Below are 16,935 nucleotides of genomic sequence, written 5' to 3'. Positions count from 1 at the left end.
GGAGTGAAGCATGTTCAAACCCTGCATTTTTTTGGTCGCCGCCCTGGCCACCAGCCCCCTCGCCGAAGCGCAGATCTTCCAGCGTGAATTGGGCGACTTCGACCTGAAATTGGGCACCACGCCCAGCCGAAGCATGGCCCAGGGACTGGTCAAACCAACCTCTCCCGGTGGCGATTCGTTCCATGGCGGGCTGGACCTCAGCCACGACAGCGGCCTGTACTTCGGCCAATTCTCGCCGAACATGGGCCTTTCTCCGGCGAGTAACCTCGAAATAGACTCCTATATGGGCTTCAAACACCCCTTCGATCAGACCCTGGGCTATGAAGTGGGCTTGATCCACTACAGCTACCCCAAGCTCAGCCCTCTCAACAGCCAGGAGTTCTATGGCGGCCTGAACCTGCTGGGCAATCGCTTCGGCGTCTCCTTCAGCAATGACCCGGACCGCCAGGACAGCACACTGTTTGCCGACCTCGGCGGTACGCAGCCGTTCGGCATCGGCGTCAGCATGAAATACACCACCCATCAGTTGGGCACGCCGGTCTCGGTGGAGGGCGGTTCCATTCGCGCCTTCAGCGACTGGTCGGTGCAATTTTCCAGGGCGTGGATGGGCGTTGACCTGAACCTGATCTACAGCGACTCCAGCCTCGGCGGCGGCGACTGCTCGGCCTACTCTGGACACAATTCGCAATGCGATGGCCTGTTGACCTTGAAGGCGGCGCGGCCGTTTTATTGATGGGCTGAACTGTCGCGCCCGCTGCGGGTTCACATGCATCAATACCTCTGCGCAAGGACCCGCCCATGTTGCACCGGCTCAAACTATTGCTGGTAGTGCTGACTATGAGCCTGGTGCTCGCCGCCTGTAACCGCGTCGGCCTGGCCTACCGCAATCTTGACGTGATCATCCCCTGGACCCTCGGTGACTACCTGGACATGAACGCCGGGCAGAAACGCTGGCTCAATGACAAGCTCAAGGAACACCTGGCCTGGCACTGCACCACCCAGTTGCCGGGTTACCTCGATTGGCTCGATCGCCTGCAACAGATGGTCGACAACCATCAGGTCAGCGACGCCGCCCTGCAGGCTCGTACCGTCGAAGCCAAGCAGGCCATCGCCAACGTCGCCCAGGCAATCACCCCATCGGCTGTCGAACTGCTCCAGAGCCTGGACGATCAACAGGTCAAGGACATGAACACCGCGCTGACCAAAGACCTGCACAAGCGCCAGGACGAGTACCTCAAGCCGCCCCTGGAGCAACAGATCAAGGAACGCGCCCAACGCATGAGCAAACGCCTGGACGCCTGGATGGGACCGCTCAGTGCCAGCCAGCAGAACCGGGTCACGATGTGGTCCATGGAGCTGGGCGAGCAAAACCGGGAGTGGATCGGCAATCGCGCCGATTGGCAGGCGCAGCTGATGGAGGCAATACGCCAACGCCAAACAGCCGACTTCCCGCAGAAACTGCAGCAGTTACTGGTGGATCGCGAAAGCCTGTGGACCCCGGAATATCGCGTCGCCTATGCCCAGACCGAAGCGGCGGCACGCAGCCTGCTGGTCGACTTGATGGCTGAAAGCAGCGTGCAACAGCGCCTGAAGCTGACGCAGAAAATCGACGGCGTGCGCAGCGACTTCAAGGCACTCAAGTGCCTCAAGACCGCCGCAAACTAACGAGCGAGCAAGCCCCCTCTCACATCAGGCGATCTGGGCCTTTGAGGCCACTTGCGCAAACATCGCCGGGTCCAGCGCATCGGCCTGCTCATCCAACACCTGACGCGGGTGATCATGGCCTGGAATCGAGCTGTCGATCAGCGCCAGCAACTGGGCGCCGAGGGTCGTCAGGACGAAATTCTCGCCATTACCCCCCTCTTCCTCCGGCCGCGATTCAATAAACCCACGCTTGAACAGCAGCGCCTCATAGTCGGCGGCGGTTTTTTTCAGCGCATCCAGATTACCGATGGACTCGCCCGCCGTGGCTTTCTCGGCGGCTTCCTGTTCGGCATATTTGCGTGGAGCAAAGCTGCCCTCACCGTTCTGAACTTCATGCAGCAGACGTTCGATCAAATCCCAGTTGTAAGTCGTCATCCTGATTCCTCCTGCGGGCCCAAGGAAAAGTCGCCCGTCTGAAGGTGTGACACGCCACATCAGCGGCCGTTCAGCTGAATGGACGGACGTCATTTCTCTGAATTTTCCAGGCATTCGCCCGCTCAACCGAGCATAAGAACTGAAAGGCGCCGCTGACAAAGCGAAAAATTGAAGGCATAAAAATCACTAAACCGGACATCGTCCGGTTTTTTACGCTCAGCCCTGCCTTACTCGGCAGCCGGTGCTTCCGGCTTGCGGCGCTTGAGCGGTGCCATGCCGTCCTTGCTGACGAGCGACAGGTTGTCGGTCTTCGGCCGGTTGGCGATCTTGCGCTTGGTCGGCGACTTGGCGCCGGCTTTTTTCTTGTCGCCCTTGGCGTCGGTCTTTTTCTTCTTCACGCCAACGGCCTTGCCGGACGCCTTGACCTTCTTCGGCCCGGTGTAGGTGCCTTTGACCTCCTTGATGGTGCGACGCTCGAACGACTGCTTGAGGTAGCGCTCGATGCTCGACATCAGGTTCCAGTCGCCATGGCAGATCAGCGAGATCGCCAGGCCATCGTTGCCGGCACGCCCGGTACGGCCGATACGGTGCACATACTCGTCGCCGCTGCGGGGCATGTCGAAGTTGATGACCATGTCCAGGCCATCCACGTCCAGGCCACGTGCGGCCACGTCGGTGGCAACCAGGATCTTCACGCCGCCCTGCTTGAGGCGGTCGATTGCCAGCTTGCGGTCCTTCTGGTCTTTCTCGCCGTGCAGCACGAATGCCTTGTAGTCCTGCGCAACCAGGCGACCGTAGATGCGGTCGGCCGCGGCACGGGTGTTGGTGAACACGATGGCCTTCTGATAGGTCTCGTTGGCCAACAGCCAGTTGAGGATCTGCTCTTTGTGCACGTTGTGGTCGGCGGTGACGATCTGCTGGCGTGTGGTCGCGTTCAGGTCGCTGACGTTGTTGACCTGCAGGTGCTCAGGGTTGTTCAGGACCTTGGCGACCATGTCGCGCAGGGTCGAACCGCCGGTGGTGGCGGAGAACAGCATGGTCTGCTGGCGATTCACACATTCGCCCACCAGGCGCTGCACGTCGTCGGCAAAGCCCATGTCGAGCATGCGGTCGGCTTCGTCGAGCACCAGCACTTCGACTTCCTTGAGGTCAAGGTTGCCGGCGTTGAGTTGCTCGATCATGCGGCCCGGAGTGCCGATCAGGATGTCCGGCACCTTGCGCAGCATGGCGGCCTGGACCTTGAAGTCTTCGCCGCCGGTGATCAGGCCGGACTTGATGAAAGTGAACTGGGAGAAGCGCTCCACTTCCTTCAACGTTTGCTGGGCCAGCTCGCGGGTCGGCAGCAGGATCAGGGTCTTGATGCTGACGCGGACTTTGGCCGGACCGATCAGACGGTTAAGAATCGGCAGGACGAAAGCGGCGGTCTTGCCACTCCCGGTCTGAGCCGTCACCCGCAGGTCACGCCCTTGGAGCGCGAGCGGGATGGCCGCTGCTTGCACAGGCGTAGGCTCGACAAATTTAAGCTCGGCCACGGCTTTGAGCAGGCGTTCGTGCAGGGCGAATTGGGAAAACACGGGTGCTACCTCGAAGAAATACAAAAAATCAGCTGCATAGGGTACCGGTTTCGGGCGTCCAAACCGAGTGTCTTTATGCGAACGGCGCTAATCAGCTGCTTTTTTGTCAGGGCATTTGTCCGGAACGCCAACTGTAATGCACTTAAATGCTCTAATCGCCCTCGTCTTGTCTTACAGAAGAATCGGTTCCACCCATGGATATCAAACAGCTCTGGCTCAACGCCCAGGACCTCTGGGGCGCCCTCGATCAACACCCGCTGCTGCATGCCAGCCTCGGCTTGCTGGTGTTGCTGATGGTGGCCCTGCTGCTCGGACGGGTGGCGCGTTACCTCATCCTCCACGCTGTTAAATTGCTCGGCAGGCAACCGTCCCTGCACTGGCTCAACGACCTGCGCCATAACAAGGTCTTCCATCGCCTGGCGCAGATGACCCCGTCCCTGGTGATCCAGTTCGGCCTGCACCTGGTGTCGGACCTGAGCAAGATCGCCATCCTGTTTATCGGCAATGTGGCTTTGGCGCTGACCATTCTGTTCCTGGTGCTGGCCATGAGCGCGCTGCTCAACGCCCTGCTGGACATCTACGCCCGCACCGAACATGCCCGCACCCGCTCGATCAAAGGCTATGTGCAGTTGGCGAAGATGGTGCTGTTCGTGTTCGGCGCGATCATCATCGTCGCCACCCTGATCGACCGTTCACCGCTGCTGCTGTTGTCTGGCCTGGGCGCCATGTCGGCAGTCATCCTGTTGGTGTACAAAGACACCCTGCTGTCATTCGTCGCCAGTGTGCAACTGACCAGCAACGACATGCTGCGGGTCGGCGACTGGATCGAAATGCCCCAGGTCGGCGCAGATGGCGACGTGGTCGACATCACCCTGCACACGGTCAAGGTGCAGAATTTCGACAAGACCATCGTCTCGATCCCCACCTGGCGCCTGATGTCCGAGTCGTTCAAGAACTGGCGCGGCATGCAGGCTGCGGGCGGGCGCCGTATCAAGCGCAGTCTGTATATCGACGCCAGCGGCGTGCGCTTTCTGCGTGATGACGAAGAAACACGCATGACCCAGGTGCATCTGCTTACGGACTACATCGGGCGCAAGCAGGCCGAGCTCAAGGCCTGGAACGAAGCTCAGGGTGAAAGCGCGCAACTGTCGGCCAACCGCCGCCGCATGACCAACCTCGGCACCTTCCGCGCGTATGCCCTGGCTTATCTGAAAAGCCACCCGGATATCCAGCCCAACATGACCTGCATGGTGCGCCAGATGCAAACCACCGCCCAAGGCGTACCGCTGGAAATCTACTGCTTCACCCGCACCACGGCGTGGGCGGATTACGAGCGCATCCAGGGGGACATCTTCGATTACCTGCTGGCGGTGTTGCCGGAATTTGGCTTGAGCCTGTATCAGCAGCCGAGTGGCAATGATTTGCGCGCCGGCATGTTGCCCGCCGTGTTGGGCGCCAGCCACCTGCCTGAGCCAGAAAAAACCGCGATCTAGAGCGATGCAGCACAGCCATTCAATCGTTGCGCTGATTATTTGACGACCCTTGGCCTCATGGAAAATCCTTCGAGGCCATGCCGATGCGCGCTCCAACCTTGCTTTCGCTTCTGCTGACCGGCACCTGCAGCAGTGTGCTGGCGGCGGGTTTTATCGAGGATTCGAGCCTCGACGTACTCAGCCGCAACTTCTACCTCGACAACAAGGAACGGTCCCCGTCCAGCCAGCCGCACAAGGCGGAATGGGCCCAGGGCTTTATCGCCGCGTTCGTCTCCGGCTTTACCCCCGGCACGATCGGCGTCGGTCTCGATGCCCACGCCTTTGTCGGCCTGAAACTCGACGGCGGCAAAGGCCACGCCGGCACCGGTGTGCTGCCGCTGGACAGTAAAGGACGCAGTGAACGCGATTACTCCAGCGCCGGCGGCGCCCTGAAGTTGCGCGTCGCAAAAACCACGCTGTCGGTGGGCGAGATGACCGTCGAAACCCCGGTGTTCGACACCGCCGACAAACGCCTGCAACCGGAATACGCCACAGGCCTGTTGCTGGACAGCCGCGAAATCGACGCCCTGCATTGGCAGGCGGGCCACTTCACCGCCTTCAAAAACCAGAATGCCTCGAGCGGGCACGGCGATTTCAATGGCTATGGCGCCAGCACGCGCAGCGGCGCCATCGACTTCCTCGGCGGGCAGTTCTTCGAAGGCCAACCGCTCGGTGGTGCGTTGTATGCCTCGCAACTGCACGACACCTGGCGCCAGTACTACGCCAACCTGCATGGAACCACGGCGAACTGGGGCCTCGACGGCAATATCTACCGCACCGAGGACCAGGGCCGCGCAGAGGCCGGTGCCATCGCCAACACCGCTTACAGCCTGGCCGGCAAGTACAGCTTCGCAGCGCAGTCGGTGACTCTGGCCTATCAGAAGATCAACGGCAATACGCCGTTCGACTTTGTCGGCGGCGACTCCATCTACCTGGCCAACTCCATCAAGTACGCCGACTTCAACGGCCCCGGCGAACGCTCATGGCAGCTTCGCTACGACCTCAACCTCGCCACCTTCGGCGTGCCGGGCTTGAAGTTCATGACCCGCTACGTCACCGGCCGAGGTATCGACGGCACGCACGCCCCCCAAGGCGGCGCCTACAACCCGTTCGATGCGGACAGCGGTAAGTATCAACCCCAGCAAGGCCGCGGCGGTCGCCATTGGGAACGCGATATCGACCTGCACTACGTGGTGCAATCCGGCCCGGCCAAGGACCTGTCGGTGCAGCTATCCCACGTCAGCCACCGCACCAACACGGTACAGGCCGGGGACGATATCGACCGGGTGTACGTCGTGATCGAATATCCACTCAAGCTTTAACCGCAGCCGAACGCACGCCCAACCGACTGATCCACACCGCCCCCACAATCACCAACCCGCCCAGCGCCAGGCGGCCCAGCGGTTCGTGCTGGTTCCAGATCAGCAGGTTGAGCAGCAACCCCACCGGCACGTGCAGGTTGTTCATCACCGCCAGGGTGCCGCCATGGACCAGGCAGGCGCCCTTGTTCCACCAGTACATGCCCAGCGCCGTGCTGACCAATCCGAGGAACACCAGCACACCCCATTGCAGCGGCGCGTCGGGCAGAAAGTCGGCTTTGCCGAACAGCAGGAACGCCGGCAACACCACCAGCAACGCGCCCAGGTAGAAATACCCGAAGCGTCGGTAGTGCGGCAGGTCGCTCGGATAACGCGCCACCAGATGCTTGTACATCACCTGCCCGGCGGCGTAGGTGAAGTTGGCCAGTTGCAGCAGCAAAAAGCCCATGAGGAAGTGCGGGGTGATCTGGTCGAAACGAATCACCGCCGCCCCCGCCACCGCCACCAATGCGGCGATCAGCGCCCAAGGGTTGAAGCGGCGGTTGAGGGCGTCTTCGATCAAGGTCACGTGCAGGGGGGTGAGGATCGTAAACAGCAGCACCTCCGGCACCGTCAACACGCGAAAGCTCAGGTACAGGCACACGTAGGTCACGCCGAACTGCAGCGCACCGATCAGCAGCATCCCACGCATGAAGGCCGGTTCCACCGAACGCCAGCGCGTCAGCGGGATAAACACCAGGCCGGCCAGCACGACACGCACCAGTACGGCGAAGTAGCTGTCGACGTGACCAGCGAGGTATTCGCCGATCAAGCTGAAGGAAAATGCCTGAATCAGGGTGACAACCAGTAAGTAGCCCATGCGCGCCTCGTTTCGAATGGGCCGGACATTAAAGGTTTTCGACGGTTGAAGAAACTCGGGGCAAAAAAAACCCGACCTCGCTATAGCGGCAGTCGGGCAGGAGCACTCAGGAGCAAAAGTGCAAAGGGAGGTCTGTTACGCGTACTTGAAGGGTTTGCGTGGCACTAGATAAACACCGCGCGATTATCTGGCGATTAAAGGATCAAGCCACCTGGGCCAACAGCACCTTGGCGTGCCGGCCTGCTTTCGATGATCAGAACTTTGGACATGACGTTGTAGGCTCCATCTGTAATTGCTGTAAGTCGATGGAGAAAAGATTAACCAGGGTTAATTCGATAAAAAAGCGCAAAAAACTGCTACAACCAATCTAGAAATTTGTTTATAAGCGGAGTATTCCTATAGACATGCTCCGCTGCTGCTTTATTTCGGGGCACAGGCCAGGGCGATGCGCATCTTGATAATCGCGCGGTTGAACTTGACCGTGGCGTTGGTGCTTTTGCCCGCGGGCACCGTCACCGTGCGACGACGTGGCGATTCCGGCCCATTGGTGAAGGTCACCGAACACACGGCATCCTTCGTGCCGTAATTGCTCAGTTGAATCGAACTGATATCGCCGTCCACGTCAGAAGCCGTGTAATCCACGCTCACGCCTTCGATCTTTTTTGTCACGTCGATGGGGTAGGCAAACGCGGTCATCGGCAACAGCGCCAACAGCACACAACACAATTTTCTCATTCGGCAGTCTCCAATAAGGACTGCCAGCTTAGGACAAGAGGAGCTCATCTTGAAAGCGCCCCGCGTTACCCTCGATCAATGGCGCACGCTGCAAGCCGTGGTCGACCATGGCGGCTTCGCCCAGGCGGCTGAAGCGCTGCATCGTTCGCAGTCCTCGGTGAGCTATACCGTGGCCCGCATGCAAGACCAGCTCGGCGTGCCGCTGCTGCGCATCGACGGGCGCAAGGCCGTGCTCACCGACGCCGGTGAAGTGCTGCTGCGCCGCTCCCGGCAACTGGTGAAAAACGCCAGCCAGTTGGAAGACCTCGCCCACCATATGGAACAGGGCTGGGAAGCCGAAGTACGCCTGGTGGTGGATGCCGCCTACCCCAACGCACGCCTGGTGCGTGCCCTCACCGCGTTTATGCCGCAAAGCCGTGGCTGCCGGGTGCGCCTGCGTGAAGAGGTGCTGTCCGGCGTCGAAGAGCTGTTGATTGAAGGCGTGGCCGACCTGGCGATCAGTAGCTTCAGCATCCCTGGCTACCTCGGCACGGAAATGAGCGATGTGGAATTCATCGCCGTGGCCCACCCCGAGCACCCCCTGCACCGCATGAACCGCGAATTGAGCTTCCAGGACCTGGAAAGCCAGATGCAGGTGGTGATCCGCGACTCCGGTCGCCAGCAGCCGCGGGACGTGGGCTGGCTCGGCGCCGAACAGCGCTGGACGGTCGGCAGCCTGGCCACCGCCGCCGCGTTTGTCGGCAGCGGCCTGGGCTTTGCCTGGCTGCCTCGGCACATGATCGAACGCGAACTCCACGAAGGCGTGCTCAAGCAGCTACCCTTGGAACAGGGCGGCAGCCGCCATCCCACGTTCTACCTGTACTCGAACAAGGACAAACCCTTGGGGCCGGCCACGCAGATCCTCGTGGAATTGCTGCGCACCTTTGACACGGCCCCCCTGGACGCGCCTTTCGCTGCGCCCCTGCAAGCCTGAAACGGAGTTCATCCATGGCCTGGTTCGACCACGAAGGCTGCAGCCTGCATTACGCGGAGTACGGCCACGGCACCCCGCTGATCCTGATCCACGGCCTGGGCTCCAGCAGCCAGGATTGGGAATTGCAGATCCCGGTGCTGTCGCGGCACTACCGCCTGATTGTGGTGGATGTACGCGGCCACGGGCGTTCCGACAAACCGCGCGAGCGCTACAGCATCAAAGGGTTCACCGACGACCTGATCGCCCTGATCGAACACCTGAACCTGCCGCCCGCCCATGTGGTGGGCTTGTCCATGGGCGGCATGATCGCCTTCCAGTTGGCGGTGGACGAGCCCGACCGAGTCAAGAGCCTGTGCATCGTCAACAGCGCGCCCGAGGTCAAGGTGCGCACGGTCGACGATTACTGGCAATGGGCCAAGCGCTGGACCCTGGCCCGTGTGCTCAGCCTGGCCACCATCGGCAAGGCCCTCGGCGACCGGTTGTTCCCCAAGCCTGCGCAAGCCGACCTGCGGCGCAAGATGGCCGAACGCTGGGCAAAAAACGACAAACGTGCTTATCTCGCCAGCTTCGATGCGATTGTGGGCTGGGGCGTGCAGGAACGACTTTCGAGGATTACCTGTCCAACCCTGGTCATCAGCGCCGACCACGACTACACCCCTGTGGCGCACAAAGAAATCTATGTAAAACTGCTGCCCGATGCGCGGCTGGTGGTGATCGACGATTCCCGCCATGCCACGCCCTTGGATCAACCCGAAGCCTTTAACACCACCCTGCTCAATTTTCTAAAAACTGTCGAAACCACTACCCAGGATCACTGACCCATGCTGAAAAAAATCGCCTTTTTTGCCGGTTCCGTTTTGTTCGCCGCCAACCTGATGGCGGCCCAGCCGGCCAAGGCGCCTCACGTACTGATCAGCACCACCAACGGCGACATTGAGATCGAACTGGACCCGGTCAAGGCACCGATCAGTACCAAGAACTTTCTGGCCTATGTCGACAAAGGCTTCTACACCAACACGATTTTCCACCGTGTGATCCCGGGCTTCATGGTCCAGGGCGGCGGTTTTACCCAGTCGATGTCGCAAAAGCCGACCGAAGCCCCGATCAAGAACGAAGCCAGCAATGGCCTGCATAACGTGCGCGGCACCTTGTCCATGGCGCGCACCAATGATCCGGATTCGGCCACCAGCCAGTTCTTCATCAACGTCGCCGACAATGCCTTCCTCGACCCGGGCCGTGACCGCGGCTACGCCGTGTTCGCCAAAGTGGTCAAAGGCATGGACGTGGTCGACATCATCGTCAACTCGCAGACCACCACCAAGCAGGGCATGCAGAACGTGCCTATCGATCCTGTCCTGATCAAGTCGGCCAAGCGCATCGACTGACGTCTGCAGGGAGTCCCGCGCGCGGCCTGCAAGGCTGCGCGCGCATTTGAACAGGAGAGCCCGCCAGGCGGGCGTCAACCCTAATGCTCTATCGTCGTTTCGAACAACTGATCGATATTTTCCGCGACGCGCCCAGCGCCGCCCCTCCCGATAAAGTCCTGCCCTTCTACCTCTATTACCTGCGCCAGGTGTGGCCGTGTTTTGCCGCGCTATTGGTGGTGGGCCTGATCGGTGCGCTGATCGAAGTCGCGCTGTTCAGCTACCTGAGCCGCATCATCGACCTGGCCCAGGGCACGCCGCCCGCCGACTTCTTCCAGATCCACAGCACCGAGCTGATCTGGATGGCCGTGGTCGCCCTGCTGCTGCGCCCGATCTTCGGCGCCCTGCATGACCTGCTGGTACACCAGACCATCAGCCCCGGCATGACCAGCCTGATCCGCTGGCAGAACCACAGCTATGTGCTCAAGCAGAGCCTGAACTTCTTCCAGAACGACTTCGCCGGGCGCATCGCCCAGCGCATCATGCAGACCGGCAACTCCCTGCGCGATTCCGCCGTGGCGGCGGTGGATGCGATCTGGCACGTGGCGATCTACGCCATCAGTTCCCTGGTGCTGTTCGCCGAAGCCGACTGGCGCCTGATGATCCCGCTGGTGACCTGGATCGTCTGCTACAGCCTGGCATTGCGCTACTTCGTGCCGCGGGTAAAAGCGCGTTCAGTGATTTCCTCCGAGGCGCGCTCCAAGTTGATGGGCCGCATCGTCGATGGCTACACCAACATCACCACCTTGAAGCTGTTCGCCCACACTCAATCCGAGCAGGAATACGCCAAGGAAGCGATCATCGAGCAGACCGAAAAAACCCAGCTGGCCAGCCGTGTGGTCACCAGCATGGACGTGGTGATCACCACCATGAACGGCCTGCTGATCGTCACCACCACCGGCCTGGCCCTGTGGTTGTGGACCCACTCGCTGATCTCCGTCGGTGCCATCGCCCTGGCCACCGGTTTGGTGATTCGCATCGTCAACATGTCGGGCTGGATCATGTGGGTAGTCAACGGCATTTTTGAAAACATCGGTATGGTGCAGGACGGCTTGAAAACCATCGCCCAGCCGCTGGCGGTGATCGACCGCGAGAACGCGCCACGCCTGACCGTGCCCCATGGCGAAGTGCGCTTTGAACAGGTGGATTTTCACTACGGCAAGAAGAGCGGGATCATTGGCGGCCTGAACCTGAACATCAAGGCCGGGGAAAAAATCGGCCTGATCGGGCCATCCGGCGCGGGCAAGTCGACCCTGGTCAACCTGCTGCTGCGCTTGTACGACCTGCAAGGCGGACGCATCCTGATCGACGGCCAGAACATCGCCGAAGTGGCCCAGGAAAGCCTGCGCGAACAGATCGGCATGATTACCCAGGACACTTCGTTGCTGCACCGTTCGATCCGCGACAACCTGCTGTACGGCAAGCCGGACGCCACCGACGAAGAACTCTGGGCCGCCGTGCACAAGGCGCGCGCCGATGAGTTCATCCCGCTGCTGTCGGACGCCGAAGGCCGCACCGGCCTGGATGCCCACGTGGGTGAGCGCGGGGTGAAACTGTCCGGCGGGCAACGCCAGCGCATCGCCATTGCGCGGGTGCTGCTCAAGGACGCGCCAATCCTGATCATGGACGAAGCCACCTCGGCACTGGACTCGGAAGTCGAAGCGGCGATCCAGGAAAGCCTGGAAACCCTGATGCAAGGCAAGACGGTGATTGCGATCGCGCATCGGTTGTCGACCATCGCGCGCATGGACCGCCTGGTGGTGCTGGAGAAAGGCCAGATCGCCGAGAGCGGCAGCCATGCCGAGTTGCTGGCCCATCGTGGGCTGTATGCGCGGTTGTGGCAGCACCAGACCGGGGGCTTCGTGGGCATCGACTGAGAACCCCCTCCCACATGGCTCTTCTGGATTTGTGCCACAACCGTGCTGTACTCAGTGCAGTGCCCAGACGGGCGCTGAAGTAAATCTGCAGGGAGCATCACTGATTTGCTGATTGGGTAGAGCGATCTATCAAGGACGGGTTGCATGTCTTTGTTCAAGCGTTCAGTCACAGAGGGGTTGGGAACGTTTTGGCTGGTGTTGGGCGGTTGCGGGAGTGCGGTGTTGGCCGCGGCGTTCCCCGCAGTCGGGATCGGGTTATTGGGTGTAGCCTTGGCGTTCGGGCTCACGGTGCTGACCATGGCGGTGGCCATCGGACACATCAGTGGTTGTCACCTCAACCCAGCGGTATCGGTGGGGCTGGTGGTGGGCGGAAGGTTTCCGGCCAGGGAGTTACCGGCGTACATCGTGGCCCAGGTGATTGGCGGCACTGTCGCCGCTGCACTGCTGTACTTCATTGCCAGCGGCAAACCGGGGTTCGAACTGGCATCGGGCCTGGCCTCCAACGGCTATGGCGAGCATTCGCCGGGCGGCTATTCAATGGCAGCGGGGTTTGTCTGTGAGCTGGTGATGACGGCGATGTTCCTGCTGATCATCCTCGGCGCCACCGACCATCGCGCCCCCAAGGGCCTCGCGCCCATCGCCATCGGCCTGGCTCTCACCTTGATCCACCTGATTTCCATCCCCGTGACCAACACCTCGGTCAACCCGGCCCGCAGTACCGGCCCGGCATTGATCGTGGGCGGGTGGGCGATCCAGCAGTTGTGGATGTTCTGGCTCGCGCCGATTCTGGGCGCGGCGATTGCCGGCGTGGTCTATCGATGGCTGGGCAAGGAGAAGCCGGACTGAGGCAAAGCGGGTTCAGCCCTGCCGATACGGCAGGGCTGCCCTCGCCTCTTCGGCATACGCCAGAATCCCCACCCGTTCGCGCTCGAGGAAATCCTCCACGGCCTTCTTCAAACCCGGATGGCGCAGGTAGTGCCACGACCGAGTAATCACCGGCTCGAACCCGCGGATCAATTTGTGCTCGCCCTGGGCACCGGCGTCGAAACGCTGCAGGCCGTGGGCGATGGCGTAGTCCATGCCCTGGTAGAAACAGGTTTCGAAATGCAGGCGGTCAAACTCGGCCAGACACCCCCAGTAGCGACCGTAGAAACTGTCGCCACCCAGCAGGCTGAAGGCCATGGCCACCGGGCGCGTACCTTGTTTGGCCAGCACGACACGGATCGCTTCAGGCATGCGCTCGGCCAGCAGGCTGAAAAACTCACGGGTCAGGTAGGGCGATTGGCGGCGTACCGCGTAGGTATTGGCGTAGCAGGCGTAGATAAAATCCCACTGCGCCTCGCTCAACTCATGGCCTTGCAACCATTCGAACTCAATACCCTGCCCGGCGACCTGCTCGCGTTCCTTGCGCATCTGTTTGCGCTTGCGTGAACTCAGGGCGTCGAGGAAATCCTGGAAGTCGCGGTAGCCGCGGTTCTGCCAATGAAACTGACAGCCCAGGCGCTGTAACCAGCCCGGCTGCTGGGCCAATGCTTCATCGGTCAATCCGTCGGTGAAGTTGATATGGGCGCTGGAGAGCCCTTCGATTTCCAGGTAGCCCGGCAGACTGTTGAGCAGTTCAAAACCGTCCCCGGCACTGCGCGCGAGTAAGCGCGGCCCGCTGACGGGGCTGAACGGCACAGCCGTCAGCAGCTTGGGGTAATAGTCGATGCCGGCGCGCTCACAGGCGTCGGCCCAACCATGATCGAACACGTACTCGCCGTAGGAATGCCACTTGCGATAACTGGGCAAGGCCGCCACCAGCCTATCGCCCTCCCAATGCAGCAAATGCTCGGCCTGCCAGCCCGACTGCGGGCCCAGGCTGGCGCTGTCTTCCAGCGCGCTGAGGAAGGCGTGCCGCACAAACGGCTGGGCATCCGGCACCAGCGCGTCCCAGGCCTGCGGGGCGATTTCAGACAGACTGTCCAGGCGTTGCAACGGCATTGGGATCCTCACTGCGTCATGGCGTGAAAGCTTCGCGAGTATCGCTTATCGCGGGTTGCGACACACTCTCAAATCGCACGACAAGGCTCTAGATAGATAGTTCCACACTTAAATAATTTGTCATCTAGATGACATCACTTCGCCACTCCTCCGTCATAAACGATGGCGATACTGACGCCTGTTTTTAGAGCGCCTGGTTCTAGCAGGTGGTTATTTTTCCGTCCGTCATCGGTCGGTTGTGTCCTGGATGGTTTGCCATCCCTCCTCACTTTCGGAGATTGATATGCGTCTTGCTTCCACTAAAACTGCGGCGGCCCTCTGCGGTGGCCTGTTACTGGCCCTGAGCGTTCCGGCCAGCGCCGCAGTCGACGCTAAATTGCTCGACATGCTCAAGGCCAACGGCCAGATCACCGCTTCGCAGTACACCGAACTGCAAGCGGAACTGGCCAAGGATCAGAAAGAAAAGCAGATCGCACAGCAAGCTCAACAAGAGACCAACGAACAGATCGCGGCCACCGCGAAAAAAACCAACGATCTGAGCATCTTCGACCAGAAGCTGGCCTGGGCCGCCAAGACTCAGTTCAAGGGTGATGTCCGTTTCCGTCAGGAAACCGTGAAAATCCAGGGCGAATCCAACAACGGTGGCCGCGACAAGGACCGCCAGCGCATCCGTGCCCGCCTGGGCGCCTACACCGAGATCAACCCTCAGGTCGACACCGGCATCCGCATCGCCACCGGCAGCAGCGACGACGCGCGCTCCACCAACCAGGACCTGGACAACTACTTCGACAAGAAGTCGATCTGGCTGGACCTGGGCTACATCGACTACCACCCGGACCAGATCAAGAACCTGCACGTCATCGGCGGCAAGATGCTGCAGCCTTGGGTAAACATGGGCGACGTGATCTGGGACGGCGATATCAACCCGGAAGGTCTGGCCCTGACCTACAAATACCCGTTGGGTAGCAGCGCCGAGCTGTTCGGCAGCCTCGGTAACTACAACCTCAAGGACAACGTCGACGGCGACGGCGTGCAGTTTCGCCACGACCTGCGCCTGACTTCCGGCCAGTTGGGCACGCGTTTCTCGGTGACCGACAACCTGAAAATGACCTTGGGCGGCAGCATCTACGCCTACCAGAACGACGAAAACAGCGCCTGTACGAGCAGCACCACGCCTTGCGCACTGGCGGTCAACGGCAACTCGGCAAACGAACAATTCCGTCTGTATGAAGGTTTTGCCCAAGCCGACATCGGCGGCCTGGCCGTACCGCTGGCGTTCTACGGTCAGTACGTGAAGAACAACGATGCGTCCAACGATCAGGACACCGCCTGGTTGCTGGGTGCCAAGTCCAAAGTGTTCGGCTTCAACCTGGACTACAACTACCGCGATACCCAACGTAACGCCGTGGTAGGCGCCTTCACCGATTCGGACTTCGCCAACGGCACCACCGGTTCGCGCGGTCACAAGATGAAGGTCAGCTACGACATCGACAAAAACTTCGCGCTCGGCGCCACGTACTACCTGACCAAGGCTGACTACGCCAGCCGCACTCAGCGTGATGCCAACACCAACACCCTGCAGTTGGATGCTGAAGCCAAGTTCTAAAAGTCAGTGTCAAACGCCTTGGGCCAGGACGGCCCGAGGTGGCTGTTACAGTCTTGCGCGGGGGGCGATCCCCATCATCCGTTCGATTCCCCCGCGCGAGCCTGCTTACTCCCCGCCTTTCGGATCCTTGAGCCGCTCGTCAGCCAGACGCTGCGCCAGGGCATCCACATCCTTGACCGGCTCCTCCGGCATGATCTTCAGCGTCGCCTGCATCAAGCGCATCTGGCGGATAAACCGTCGGCAGTTAGGGCAGAACATCAAGTGATGACGCACCAGCAAGCGCTCGCGAAAGGTCAATTGCCCATCGAGGTAGTCGCTGGAACGCGCCACTTGTTCTTTACAGGTCAACATTCGCCCGTTTCCTCAAAATGCTCCACCGTGGCGAAGACTTTAAGCCGTGCACGATGCAACAGCACACGCACGTTGGAGAGCGAGAGCGTCAGCAAATTACAGATCTCGTCCAGCTCCAGGCCCTGGCGTTCGCGCAGTACCAGCACGCTGCTTTGCAATTCGGACAGGCTCAGGATCGTGTGTTCCAGGCATTTGCGCAGTTCATCCTCGGTCAGCAGCGCTTCCGGGGTGTCCTGGTGCCAGGCGTACGGGGCGACAGCCCAGTGACCGTCGTCGGAGGTGAAGCGATCGTCGCCGATGGTGCCGTGGGGCGAGGGCAAATCGTCGAGCAACACTTCCCGACGATTTCGTTTGTAGCGGCCCTTGGCGGCGTTGGCGGTAATGGTCAGCAGCCAGGTCTTGAGGCTGGAACGCCCTTCGAACCTGGCCAGGTTGCGCACCACCGACAGCCAGGCGTCCTGTACCACTTCGTCGGCATGGCGCTGGCCGACGATGGCATAGGCCACCGCCCGCATTGCGCTTTGGTAGGTACTGACCAATTCCTTGTAGGCCCGCTGTTCACCCTTGAGCAGGCGCTCAAGCAGGTGCGCGTCGTCCGCTGCTGCCATTCAAGACCTCGATGT

Annotated in this window: 17 protein-coding genes; 10 read left to right on the top strand and 7 right to left on the bottom strand. The window is 60.9% G+C overall.

The window, feature by feature from the left end; genetic code table 11:
• Positions 1–10: 10 nt before the first annotated feature.
• Together ACLH0J_RS12590 and ACLH0J_RS12585 are read left to right on the top strand one after the other, a co-directional pair.
• On the top strand, positions 11–733 hold the full coding sequence (locus tag ACLH0J_RS12590; protein WP_411392214.1) for a TorF family putative porin: 723 nt from the start codon (positions 11–13) through the stop codon (positions 731–733).
• Between the two features lie 65 nt (positions 734–798).
• Positions 799–1,665, top strand: coding sequence for a DUF6279 family lipoprotein (locus ACLH0J_RS12585; protein WP_411392213.1), 867 nt, complete (start codon positions 799–801; stop codon positions 1,663–1,665).
• A gap of 24 nt (positions 1,666–1,689) precedes the next feature.
• On the opposite strand, the gene ACLH0J_RS12580 is transcribed toward ACLH0J_RS12585, so the two are convergent.
• Both ACLH0J_RS12580 and ACLH0J_RS12575 read right to left on the bottom strand, forming a co-directional pair.
• Positions 1,690–2,079 carry a transcriptional regulator gene (locus tag ACLH0J_RS12580; protein WP_411392212.1) on the bottom strand — a complete coding sequence of 130 codons (390 nt, stop codon included), beginning with the start codon at positions 2,077–2,079 and terminating at the stop codon, positions 1,690–1,692.
• 227 nt (positions 2,080–2,306) lie between these two features.
• Positions 2,307–3,653 (bottom strand): DEAD/DEAH box helicase, encoded by a 1,347-nt coding sequence (locus tag ACLH0J_RS12575; RefSeq protein ID WP_010563894.1) that lies wholly within the window; start codon positions 3,651–3,653, stop codon positions 2,307–2,309.
• 194 nt (positions 3,654–3,847) lie between these two features.
• Between ACLH0J_RS12575 and ACLH0J_RS12570 the strand changes: the two genes are divergently transcribed.
• Together ACLH0J_RS12570 and ACLH0J_RS12565 are read left to right on the top strand one after the other, a co-directional pair.
• The gene (locus ACLH0J_RS12570; protein WP_411392211.1) at positions 3,848–5,146 is read left to right on the top strand and encodes a mechanosensitive ion channel family protein; all 1,299 of its coding nucleotides are present in this window, start codon (positions 3,848–3,850) and stop codon (positions 5,144–5,146) included.
• Between the two features lie 83 nt (positions 5,147–5,229).
• Positions 5,230–6,507: an OprD family porin gene (locus ACLH0J_RS12565; protein ID WP_411392210.1), complete on the top strand. Its 1,278-nt coding sequence runs from the start codon at positions 5,230–5,232 to the stop codon at positions 6,505–6,507.
• On the opposite strand, the gene ACLH0J_RS12560 is transcribed toward ACLH0J_RS12565, so the two are convergent.
• Both ACLH0J_RS12560 and ACLH0J_RS12555 read right to left on the bottom strand, forming a co-directional pair.
• On the bottom strand, positions 6,497–7,363 hold the full coding sequence (locus ACLH0J_RS12560; protein ID WP_411392209.1) for a carboxylate/amino acid/amine transporter: 867 nt from the start codon (positions 7,361–7,363) through the stop codon (positions 6,497–6,499). The genes ACLH0J_RS12565 and ACLH0J_RS12560 overlap by 11 nt on opposite strands.
• A 420-nt stretch (positions 7,364–7,783) precedes the next feature.
• A complete protein-coding gene (locus ACLH0J_RS12555; RefSeq protein ID WP_411392208.1) occupies positions 7,784–8,098 on the bottom strand; it encodes a 3-phosphoglycerate kinase in 315 nt (104 codons plus the stop codon).
• Between the two features lie 49 nt (positions 8,099–8,147).
• Here ACLH0J_RS12555 and ACLH0J_RS12550 point away from each other — a divergent pair, with 49 nt between their 5' ends.
• From ACLH0J_RS12550 to aqpZ, 5 genes are all read left to right on the top strand, one after another.
• Positions 8,148–9,071 carry a LysR family transcriptional regulator gene (locus tag ACLH0J_RS12550; protein WP_411392207.1) on the top strand — a complete coding sequence of 308 codons (924 nt, stop codon included), beginning with the start codon at positions 8,148–8,150 and terminating at the stop codon, positions 9,069–9,071.
• A gap of 14 nt (positions 9,072–9,085) precedes the next feature.
• On the top strand, positions 9,086–9,889 hold the full coding sequence (locus tag ACLH0J_RS12545; RefSeq protein WP_411392206.1) for an alpha/beta fold hydrolase: 804 nt from the start codon (positions 9,086–9,088) through the stop codon (positions 9,887–9,889).
• A 3-nt stretch (positions 9,890–9,892) separates the two neighbouring features.
• Entirely contained in the window at positions 9,893–10,456 is a 564-nt protein-coding gene (locus ACLH0J_RS12540; protein WP_411392205.1) for a peptidylprolyl isomerase, read from the top strand.
• An 83-nt stretch (positions 10,457–10,539) separates the two neighbouring features.
• Positions 10,540–12,372, top strand: coding sequence for an ABC transporter ATP-binding protein (locus tag ACLH0J_RS12535; protein ID WP_411392204.1), 1,833 nt, complete (start codon positions 10,540–10,542; stop codon positions 12,370–12,372).
• Positions 12,373–12,516: 144 nt separating this feature from the next.
• Positions 12,517–13,218, top strand: a complete 702-nt coding sequence (gene aqpZ / locus ACLH0J_RS12530; protein ID WP_411392203.1) for an aquaporin Z — start codon at positions 12,517–12,519, stop codon at positions 13,216–13,218.
• Positions 13,219–13,230: 12 nt separating this feature from the next.
• Here aqpZ and ACLH0J_RS12525 read toward each other — a convergent pair whose 3' ends face one another.
• The gene (locus tag ACLH0J_RS12525; protein ID WP_411392202.1) at positions 13,231–14,355 is read right to left on the bottom strand and encodes a GNAT family N-acetyltransferase; all 1,125 of its coding nucleotides are present in this window, start codon (positions 14,353–14,355) and stop codon (positions 13,231–13,233) included.
• A gap of 283 nt (positions 14,356–14,638) precedes the next feature.
• Here ACLH0J_RS12525 and ACLH0J_RS12520 point away from each other — a divergent pair, with 283 nt between their 5' ends.
• Positions 14,639–15,961: a putative porin gene (locus ACLH0J_RS12520; RefSeq protein WP_411392201.1), complete on the top strand. Its 1,323-nt coding sequence runs from the start codon at positions 14,639–14,641 to the stop codon at positions 15,959–15,961.
• 105 nt (positions 15,962–16,066) lie between these two features.
• Here ACLH0J_RS12520 and ACLH0J_RS12515 read toward each other — a convergent pair whose 3' ends face one another.
• Together ACLH0J_RS12515 and ACLH0J_RS12510 are read right to left on the bottom strand one after the other, a co-directional pair.
• The gene (locus tag ACLH0J_RS12515; RefSeq protein ID WP_411392200.1) at positions 16,067–16,312 is read right to left on the bottom strand and encodes an anti-sigma factor family protein; all 246 of its coding nucleotides are present in this window, start codon (positions 16,310–16,312) and stop codon (positions 16,067–16,069) included.
• The gene (locus ACLH0J_RS12510; protein ID WP_411392199.1) at positions 16,306–16,920 is read right to left on the bottom strand and encodes an RNA polymerase sigma factor; all 615 of its coding nucleotides are present in this window, start codon (positions 16,918–16,920) and stop codon (positions 16,306–16,308) included. The genes ACLH0J_RS12515 and ACLH0J_RS12510 overlap by 7 nt, the downstream gene beginning before the upstream one ends.
• Positions 16,921–16,935 lie beyond the last annotated feature (15 nt).

The organism is Pseudomonas sp. MPB23 (assembly GCF_046605395.1).
In the GTDB taxonomy this organism is placed as follows: Bacteria; Pseudomonadota; Gammaproteobacteria; order Pseudomonadales; family Pseudomonadaceae; genus Aquipseudomonas.
This window is presented reverse-complemented; position numbering and strand designations above follow the sequence as displayed.

Bases quoted from the DNA above. Each gene is read 5' to 3' on its own strand.
- ACLH0J_RS12590 (WP_411392214.1), top strand. From the start codon at position 11: ATGTTCAAACCCTGCATTTTTTTGGTCGCCGCCCTGGCCACCAGCCCC.
- ACLH0J_RS12585 (WP_411392213.1), top strand. From the start codon at position 799: ATGTTGCACCGGCTCAAACTATTGCTGGTAGTGCTGACTATGAGCCTG.
- ACLH0J_RS12580 (WP_411392212.1), bottom strand. From the start codon at position 2,079: ATGACGACTTACAACTGGGATTTGATCGAACGTCTGCTGCATGAAGTT.
- ACLH0J_RS12570 (WP_411392211.1), top strand. From the start codon at position 3,848: ATGGATATCAAACAGCTCTGGCTCAACGCCCAGGACCTCTGGGGCGCC.
- ACLH0J_RS12565 (WP_411392210.1), top strand. From the start codon at position 5,230: ATGCGCGCTCCAACCTTGCTTTCGCTTCTGCTGACCGGCACCTGCAGC.
- ACLH0J_RS12560 (WP_411392209.1), bottom strand. From the start codon at position 7,363: ATGGGCTACTTACTGGTTGTCACCCTGATTCAGGCATTTTCCTTCAGC.
- ACLH0J_RS12555 (WP_411392208.1), bottom strand. From the start codon at position 8,098: ATGAGAAAATTGTGTTGTGTGCTGTTGGCGCTGTTGCCGATGACCGCG.
- ACLH0J_RS12545 (WP_411392206.1), top strand. From the start codon at position 9,086: ATGGCCTGGTTCGACCACGAAGGCTGCAGCCTGCATTACGCGGAGTAC.
- ACLH0J_RS12540 (WP_411392205.1), top strand. From the start codon at position 9,893: ATGCTGAAAAAAATCGCCTTTTTTGCCGGTTCCGTTTTGTTCGCCGCC.
- ACLH0J_RS12535 (WP_411392204.1), top strand. From the start codon at position 10,540: ATGCTCTATCGTCGTTTCGAACAACTGATCGATATTTTCCGCGACGCG.
- aqpZ (WP_411392203.1), top strand. From the start codon at position 12,517: ATGTCTTTGTTCAAGCGTTCAGTCACAGAGGGGTTGGGAACGTTTTGG.
- ACLH0J_RS12525 (WP_411392202.1), bottom strand. From the start codon at position 14,355: ATGCCGTTGCAACGCCTGGACAGTCTGTCTGAAATCGCCCCGCAGGCC.
- ACLH0J_RS12520 (WP_411392201.1), top strand. From the start codon at position 14,639: ATGCGTCTTGCTTCCACTAAAACTGCGGCGGCCCTCTGCGGTGGCCTG.
- ACLH0J_RS12515 (WP_411392200.1), bottom strand. From the start codon at position 16,312: ATGTTGACCTGTAAAGAACAAGTGGCGCGTTCCAGCGACTACCTCGAT.
- ACLH0J_RS12510 (WP_411392199.1), bottom strand. From the start codon at position 16,920: ATGGCAGCAGCGGACGACGCGCACCTGCTTGAGCGCCTGCTCAAGGGT.